The 7,938-nt window shown below is 70.6% G+C and carries 7 protein-coding genes and 1 pseudogene; 3 read left to right on the plus strand and 5 right to left on the minus strand.

Features of this window, described 5'->3' with window-relative positions; translation table 11 throughout:
- The 3 genes and pseudogenes from FV223_RS14985 to FV223_RS14995 form a co-directional block, all read right to left on the minus strand.
- Positions 1 to 462 (minus strand): annotated as a pseudogene (locus FV223_RS14985) (hypothetical protein); the annotation flags it as partial.
- 107 nt (positions 463 to 569) lie between these two features.
- Positions 570 to 1,640, minus strand: coding sequence for a GTP-binding protein (locus FV223_RS14990; RefSeq protein WP_147727789.1), 1,071 nt, complete (start codon positions 1,638 to 1,640; stop codon positions 570 to 572).
- Between the two features lie 48 nt (positions 1,641 to 1,688).
- Positions 1,689 to 3,203, minus strand: coding sequence for a D-alanyl-D-alanine carboxypeptidase family protein (locus FV223_RS14995; RefSeq protein ID WP_147727790.1), 1,515 nt, complete (start codon positions 3,201 to 3,203; stop codon positions 1,689 to 1,691).
- 252 nt (positions 3,204 to 3,455) lie between these two features.
- Between FV223_RS14995 and queE the strand changes: the two genes are divergently transcribed.
- The 3 genes from queE to rfbB all read left to right on the plus strand — a co-directional run bounded on the left by queE (position 3,456) and on the right by rfbB (position 6,000).
- Positions 3,456 to 4,088, plus strand: a complete 633-nt coding sequence (queE, locus tag FV223_RS15000; protein WP_147727791.1) for a 7-carboxy-7-deazaguanine synthase — start codon at positions 3,456 to 3,458, stop codon at positions 4,086 to 4,088.
- 257 nt (positions 4,089 to 4,345) lie between these two features.
- Positions 4,346 to 4,897: a dTDP-4-dehydrorhamnose 3,5-epimerase gene (gene rfbC / locus FV223_RS15005; protein ID WP_147727792.1), complete on the plus strand. Its 552-nt coding sequence runs from the start codon at positions 4,346 to 4,348 to the stop codon at positions 4,895 to 4,897.
- A gap of 47 nt (positions 4,898 to 4,944) precedes the next feature.
- Positions 4,945 to 6,000, plus strand: a complete 1,056-nt coding sequence (gene rfbB, locus FV223_RS15010) for a dTDP-glucose 4,6-dehydratase (RefSeq protein ID WP_147727793.1) — start codon at positions 4,945 to 4,947, stop codon at positions 5,998 to 6,000.
- Between the two features lie 25 nt (positions 6,001 to 6,025).
- On the opposite strand, the gene FV223_RS15015 is transcribed toward rfbB, so the two are convergent.
- Together FV223_RS15015 and FV223_RS15020 are read right to left on the minus strand one after the other, a co-directional pair.
- The gene (locus FV223_RS15015) at positions 6,026 to 6,826 is read right to left on the minus strand and encodes an FkbM family methyltransferase (RefSeq protein WP_147727794.1); all 801 of its coding nucleotides are present in this window, start codon (positions 6,824 to 6,826) and stop codon (positions 6,026 to 6,028) included.
- Positions 6,802 to 7,374: a hypothetical protein gene (locus FV223_RS15020; RefSeq protein ID WP_147727795.1), complete on the minus strand. Its 573-nt coding sequence runs from the start codon at positions 7,372 to 7,374 to the stop codon at positions 6,802 to 6,804. The genes FV223_RS15015 and FV223_RS15020 overlap by 25 nt, the downstream gene beginning before the upstream one ends.
- Positions 7,375 to 7,938: the final 564 nt, after the last annotated feature.

The raw sequence follows: 7,938 nt of genomic DNA on the forward strand, positions 1-7,938 counted from the left end.
GCCGCGGACCGCGGCCTCGACGGCCTCCGACCGCGCCCCGTCGATCAGGGCGGCCGGGTCCGGGAGGCCCGGCGGCTGCCACAGGTCGGCCCGGCCCCGCCCCCAGATCGGGTGCGGCATCGCCATCGGCATCACCCCGTGGAGCGCCGCGCGGCCGTTGCCGTCCCGGTCCCAGGCCAGGGCGAAGGCGATGGTCCGGCCGCCGGATTGATGGCGGGCCGCGCTCAGCACGTAATCCGGATCGACCCGCGGATCGGTGATCGCGTTGCGCGTCATCAGCGCCCGCCAGGGGGCGACCGCATCGTCGTCGACGGTGCCGGCGCGGCGCAGATCGACGCGCCAGCGCGACGCCGCATGTCCGTTCGAAGCCGCCTCCTCGGACGCCCGCACGACGGGATGGCCGATCGCCGCCGCGTCGGGGACCGCCTGCCCGCCCTGGATGACCGTGAAGCCGTGCATCATGGCACCTGCGTCCCGCATTCGAGAGGAACCGTCCCACTCTGGAACGTTCGGCACCCCTGGAGGCGCCCTTTAGGGTGCGGGCTTCAAGGATGATGCCGCGGGAGCCGTCAGCCGCCGGGAATGGCAAGCGGGTTGTCGGTGAGCGCCGCCGCATCCGGCGCGTCGATCCGCGGGCGGCCGAGGAAGGCGTCCCAGAGCCGGAGGACGAAGTCCGGGTCGAGGTCGCGGACGATCAGGACGAGGCGCGAGGTGCGGTCGTCGTCGGGCCAAGCCGGCAGGGTGACGGGGGCGTGCACCACGTGCTGGACGCCGTGGACCACCACCGGCCGGTCGGGATCGTCGGCGATCGCGACGAGGCCCTTCAGGCGCAGCAGCTTCGGGCCGTGGCTTCCCCGAAGCAGGTCGAGGAACATCTCGAAGGACGCGCGGGGCACCGGCACGTCGCTCGTCAGCGAGAAGGCGCGGATCGCCGCGTCGTGCCGGTTCACGTCGTGAGCGTGCCCGTCCGCCTCCGGCACGGCTCCGAGCCAGGCCTGCACGTCGGCGGCCTTGCCGTCGAGGCCGAACAGGCCGCCGAGCAGCGTCTCGGCGGGGACGTCGGGCGGATCGATCGGTGCGGCCGGGTTGAGGGCGTGCAGGCGCGCCCGCAGCGAACCGGTGTCGCCGGCCAGATCCGCCTTCGCGAGGACGATCCGGTCGGCCACCGCCACCTGCCGCACCGCCTCCGGGTGGGCGTCGAGCGTGTCGAACCCGTTGACCGCGTCCACCACGGTGACGACGCCTTGCAGCCGGTACCGCATCACGAGGTAGGGGTGGTAGATCAGCGCGTGCAGGATCGGCGCGGGGTCGGCGAGGCCGGTGGTCTCGATCACGACCCGGCGGAACGGCGTGATCCGGCCGTTGTCGCGCTTGCGCAGCAGGTCTTCCAGCGTCGCGATCAGGTCGCCGCGCACGGTGCAGCACAGGCAGCCGGCGCCGAGCAGGACCATGTTCTCGTCGATCGCCTCGATCAGCAGGTGATCGAGGCCGATCTCGCCGAACTCGTTGACGATGACGACCGTGTCGGCGAGCGCCGGATCGCGCAGCATCCGGTTGAGCAGCGTGGTCTTGCCGGCTCCGAGGAAGCCGGTGAGCACGGTGAGCGGGATCGGGTCCGGTCGGCGGGGAGCGTCGGTCATGCCGCCGGCCTAGCGCGGCCGGGCGGCGGGCTCAATCGCGCGCGCCGATCACTCGTCCGCGGATTCGGCCGACTTGGCCGCGTTGGGCTTGGGCTTCGCGCCGGCCTTCGGCTTGGTCTGCACGGATTTGGCCACCGCGGGCTTGCCGCCCTTCTGCGTCACCGCCGTCGCCGGCTTGGCGTGGGTCGGCGGCTTGTGCTTGGCCTCCGGCATGCCGGACACGTCGACCGAGGTGTAGGCGCTGGCCGCGCGGGGCACGGCGCCGGCGATCGCGGCCTTCGCCTTGCCCTGGTCCTTCCCCGGGGCCTTTGCCTGGGTCTTGGCTTCCGCGGCCGCGGCGCGCTTCTGCTTGGCCGCCTCGAGCGCCGCCTCGCGCTTGGCCTTGGCGGCCTCGAGCTTCGCCTCACGCGTGGCGGCGGCGGCGGCCTTCTCGGCCTCGGCCTGCTCGTTGAGCATGATCTGCCCCTCCGCCGGGTCGCGGCCGATCCAGACCAGGATCGGCTGCAGCGGGGCGCGCGGCGGCAGGGTGCGGTTGCGCGCGGCGGCGCCGTTGAGCGTTGCCAGGGTCAGCGCGGGCGAGGACAGGCCGGCGGCGCCGAGGAACTGCGCGCCGGCGTTGTCGGCGTTTCCGGCGATGGCGCCGGGGCCCTCGTCGATCGGCATCGGCTTCTTGCGGTCGCAGATGTAGGGCCGCATGTCGGGCGGCGCGCCGATGGCGGAGGCGGGCAACGCGTCGAGCGTCTGCGCGGTCCATCCGGCCGACTGGCCGAAGCCGTAATCGAACAGGTCGGCGGCCTTGAGGTCGCGCTCGCGCGCGCTCGGGCTGCCCATCACGATGGTGAGGATGCGCCGGCCGTTGCGGTTGGCGCTGGCGACCACGTTGAAGCCGCCGGCGCAGATGAAGCCGGTCTTCATCCCGTCGACGCCGGCATAGCGCCCGAGCAGGCCGTTGTGGTTGGCCATCACCGAGCGGCCGAACTGGATCGCCGAGATCGAGAACAGGTCGTGCGAGTCGGGGAAGTCGCGCAGCAGCGCGCGGCCGAGCACCGCCATGTCGCGGGCCGAGGTCCATTGCCGGGGGTCGGGCAGGCCGTTCGGGTTGTACCAGCGACTCTCGCGCATGCCGATCCGGCGCGCGGTCTCGTTCATCATGTCGGCGAAGCCGTCGATCGTGCCGCCGAGGGTCTCGCCGATCGCCCAGGCCACGTCGTTGGCCGACTTGACCATGATGATCTTCAGCGCGTTGTCGAGGGTGAGCTGCGTACCCGGCTTGAAGCCCATCTTCGAGGGCGGCTCGGCGGCGGCGGCGGCCGAGATCGTGATCAACGAGTCGAGCGAGACCTTGCCCTGCCGCACCAGGTCGAGGGCGACGTAGGTGGTCATCAGCTTGGTGATCGAGGCCGGGTACCAGGGGTCGGTCGCGCCCTGCGCGTAGAGCACCTTGCCGGAATCCACCTCCACCACGAGGACGGGTGCGGTCACGGCGTCGGCCGCCTGCGCAGCGAGCAGGCCAGCGAGCGTGGCGAGCCCCAGGGTGAGGCGCCTCAGGAAACGGTTCGACATCGACCCCGACTCAAAGCAGTGGAACGCCGCGCCGGCACCGGGCCCGATGCCGTCCCTCTCGCGGCCGCGAAGGAGGGCCCTGAGAACGTCGGCCGTTCAACGCGGGCACCGTGGCGAGAGCATGGCGGATCTTCGCGCGTCCACCGCCGCGATGTGGCGTTGCGGCACCGGCGCGCCTATGTGCTGTCGCGCGACGATCTTTTCAGGACAGGACGATGCCCCGGCCGTCATCGGCTCGGGCCCGGCGGGACGATGGCGTACGCGGTCAAGGAACTCTTCCACACGCTCCAGGGCGAGGGCGCGCAGGCCGGGCGGGCCGCGGTGTTCTGCCGGTTCGCCGGCTGCAATCTCTGGTCCGGCCGCGAGGCGGACCGGGCCGAGGCGGTCTGCCGGTTCTGCGACACGGCCTTCGTCGGCACCGACGGCGAGGGCGGCGGAAAGTTCGCGACCGCCGACCACCTCGCGGATGCGATCGCACGGACCTGGGAGGGCGGTCCCCACGCGCACTACGTCGTCTTCACCGGCGGAGAGCCGCTGCTGCAGCTCGACCCGGAGCTGATCGCGGCCGTCCACGCCCGCGGCTTCGCGATCGCGGTCGAAACCAACGGGACGCTCGCGGCACCGGAAGGGATCGACTGGATCTGCGTCAGCCCCAAGGCCGGTGCGCCGCTGGTGCAGCGACGCGGCGACGAGCTGAAGCTCGTCTTCCCGCAGGCCGACCTCGCGCCGGAGACGGTCGCCGACCTCGATTTCCACCATCGCTGGCTCCAGCCGATGGACGGGCCGGACCGGATCGCCAACACCGGCGCCGCCGTCGCCTATTGCCGCGCGGATGCCCGCTGGCGACTCTCGCTCCAGACGCACAAGATGATCGGGATCCCGTGAGCGCGCGCCCGCCGAGCCGATCCGTCGGCGGCCCGATTTCACCGGGCGGTTAACCCCATGGTCAACTTCTAGTTGTAATTTCAGGCGCGTGCTGGGATCGTTGCTGTCATGGCCCGGATCCGTCGGTTCCCACGGATTGCCGAGCCTTGACAGCCCCGGGGAATGTTCGGAAGCCCCGTCGCGATGGGCGGGACAGGCGCCGAGGCTCGGTCCGGGGCGATGTCCGGCGCGAGCGCGGCGGCTTCGGGGAGCGTGCGATGGACGTGATCGAGACCCGGGTTCCGGGGGTAATGCGGGTTGTCCCGAAGCGCTTCGGGGACGCGCGCGGGTGGTTCTCGGAGACGTTCCGCGTCGACGCGCTGGCGCGGGCGGGGATCGCCTGCGCCTTCGTGCAGGACAACCAGTCGTTCTCGGCGCCGAAGGGGACGATCCGCGGGCTGCACTTCCAGGTCGCGCCGCAGGCCCAGGCCAAGCTCGTGCGGGTGCTGGCCGGGGCGATCCTCGACGTGGCGGTCGACCTGCGCCGTGACTCCGCCACCTACGGCCGGCACGTGGCGGTGAGGCTGGACGCGGAGGGCGGCGAGCAACTGTTCATCCCGCACGGCTTCGCCCACGGCTTCTGCACCCTGACGCCGGACACGATGGTGGCCTACAAGGTCGACGCCTACTACAGCCCGGCCCACGACCGCGCCCTGGTCTGGAACGACCCGGACGTCGGCATCGACTGGCCGGTCCTGGCCGCGGAGGCGATCCTGTCCGACAAGGACCGGGCGGCGCCGCGCCTGTCCGAGCTCGGGCTGGTGTTCTGAAGCCCCGGCGCGCGAGCGCCATCGACGACGTGAAGGAGAGACCCGACATGCGCATCCTGGTGACCGGCGGCTGCGGCTTCATCGGCTCCGCCCTCGTGCTCCATCTCGTGCGCGACCTCGGCCACGACGTGCTGACGCTGGACGCGCTGACCTACGCGGCCAACCCGGTGTCGCTGGCGCCCCTCGCCGAGGATCCCCGCCACCGCCTGGTCGAGGCCGACATCTGCGACGCCGACGCCGTGCGCGCGGCGTTCGCCGACTTCCGGCCCGACGCGGTGATGCACCTGGCGGCCGAAAGCCACGTCGACCGCTCGATCACCGATCCGGGCGCGTTCATCCGGACCAACGTGATCGGCACCCAAATGATGCTGGACGCGGCGCGCGGCCACCACGAGGGGCTGGCGGCGGACGCGAAGGGCCGCTTCCGCTTCCTCCACGTCTCGACCGACGAGGTCTACGGCTCGCTGCCGCCGGGCGGGTTCTTCACGGAAGGCAGCCGCTACGACCCGCGCTCGCCGTACTCGGCCTCGAAGGCCGCCTCCGACCACCTGGCCCGGGCCTGGCACGAGACCTACGGCCTGCCGGTGCTGGTGACGAACTGCTCGAACAACTACGGGCCGCGCCACTTCCCGGAAAAGCTCATCCCGCTGATGATCCTCAACGCGCTCGAGGGCCGTCCGCTGCCGGTCTACGGCGACGGCCTGAACGAGCGCGACTGGATCCACGTCGAGGACCACGCCCGCGGCCTGGTGGCGGTGCTGGAGCGCGGCCGGGTCGGCGAGACCTACCTGCTCGGCGGGCGCGCGGTGCGCAACAACCTCGCCGTGGTCGAGGCGCTGTGCGCCGCCTTCGACCGGCTGCGGCCCGAGCACGCCCCGCACGCGCGGCTGATCGCCTTCGTCGCCGACCGGCCCGGGCACGACCGCCGCTACGCGATCGACCCGGGCAAGGCCGAGGCCGAGGTCGGCTGGGCGCCGTCCAAGACCTTCGAGCAAGCGCTGGAGGAGACCGTGCGCTGGTACCTCGACAACGCGGCCTGGTGGCGCCCGATCCGCGAGGGCCGCTACACCGGCGAGCGCCTCGGCCTCGCCCCGGCTGCTTGACCGAGCGCTCGCGACGCCTTCGACATCAGCATCGAGCAAGAGGGCGCTCTGTTATCTGAAACACGTGAGCGGCCAGATCGTACTTCGCACGCCCCTCCATGCTCAGCTTCGCATAGGCAACCCGATCCTTCATGAAGTAGGCGTTGGCGCACACCAGGTCTCCGTCGAAAGCCGGAACCTCTTCGATGCGCTTGAATCGCAACCCGAAAGGTTCGAGCTGCGCGATCAAGTCGTGAAACAACGCTTGCCGTTTGTAAACGGGATAGAAAAATACCTCCGTCTCGATCCCGACGACGTTGTGAAGCAGCGAACCGAACCCTTCGAGAACATGGCTCTCGTAGCCTTCGACGTCGATCTTGATGACGTCCGGAACGGGCGCCTTGCCGGCACCGACGAGGCCATCGTAGCGGGCACATTCGATCTCGACCGTATCTTTGACGTGATAGCTGGCCGCGATCTGATAATCGCTGAGGAATGCCGAGTTCGCCTCGAGTATCGACGTGCAGCCATAATGCTCCCCGATATGGAGCTGCTGCGGACCATTCCGGTCGGCCAGGCCGGTCTCGATCACGAAGGACTTTTCGAAGGCGGAGAGCTGATCGCGCAGGCGACGCGCCTCTTCGGGGTTCGGCTCGAACAGCACCGGTATGATATTGTCTTTCTGTCGCAACCATTTCGGCTGGATGCCCTTCGATGCACCGACATCGACGAAATGAATCTTATGTTCCAAGCGGATCTTGCGCGATGGAAGGGGAACGATCTCTTCCAAAGCTTCTGATATGAGTGCGTAAGCCTTCTGTCTTAGATACGGCATCGTGCGCTCCACGGCTTCTCGACCAGTAGCAGCGGATCCGAACGAGAAATCAATTTCAAATCGGTACTTAGCCTTCTTGGCTCCAGCGCGCGCGAGCCGTTTTCCGTTCCTGTCGCGCCGTCGTGGCGGTATCCGGCGGCGAGGTCGTTTCGATACGCTTGCATCGTGAAGCCGGCGAAGATTTTCCGGATCGCGCGCCGGAGATCCGGGATGGCGCGGGGAGCGGCGGCGCGCAGGCAGGCCTTCAGCTTGGCAAAAGCCGCCTCATCCTGCGCTTGTCGATGGATCGATCGGGTCGACGTCGGGGCGGTCGAGCGGTCGCTGGCGGCTCCGTGCGCCGGCCGCCGCGAGCCCCCGCGGACACCGGCCACCTTGTGGAGGTTCAGGTCGTCGAGGATGGCGGTGTCGCGCCGCTCCAGCTTTGGGACCAGCCTGTCGGTGCCGTCGGCGCGAAACCAAGCCCCGTCCCCGGCCCGATCACGCAGGGCGACGGCCGTGGGACCGCCGGTGGTAAGGGCGGCGGCGGTCTCGTGATGCCCGTGCGGGACGGCAGCGCGCACCGCGCGGAGCCCGGCCTCGGCGGCAGGCGACCGCCGTGTGGGTGGCCGTCGCGTCGCGGACGGTCGATCCGTCCGGATCGAGGCCGAGCCGCCCCTCGAACCAGTCCTGCCCGGTTGCTCTCACGTCCGCCCGTTCCTGCTTCGATGCCGCCAGAAGTCGCGCACCGGCCGCCGGTGCCGGTCGGCACGCCGTGCCCGCCCAGGGCAGCGCACGGCGCCGTGCAGGACGATCTTCGAACCCGCCTCGGAGAGGCCCGGGATCAGGGCATGCGTTTCGGTGCACCGCGAGGCATGACCGCCACCCGACCGCATTCGTCCCTCGGCTATCGGCCGCCTGCGCCCACCAGCTTCCCGGATCCGCCCTTCCGGCTACCCATGACCGCGACCATGCAGCAGCCGCGCAGCTGGCCCGGTCCGAAATATGAGCCTGGGCAAACCCGAGCCCCGATCCCGCGTCGCCGGCAGCCCCGCCGGACCCGGTCCGGGCGGGCTATGACCGCGCGCATCCGTCCCCATGACGGTCCCTGCAACCTGCGAAGCGGGGAGGCGCGGGGGGGGCTACGG

This window comes from Methylobacterium sp. WL116, assembly GCF_008039455.1.
Lineage (GTDB): Bacteria > Pseudomonadota > Alphaproteobacteria > Rhizobiales > Beijerinckiaceae > Methylobacterium.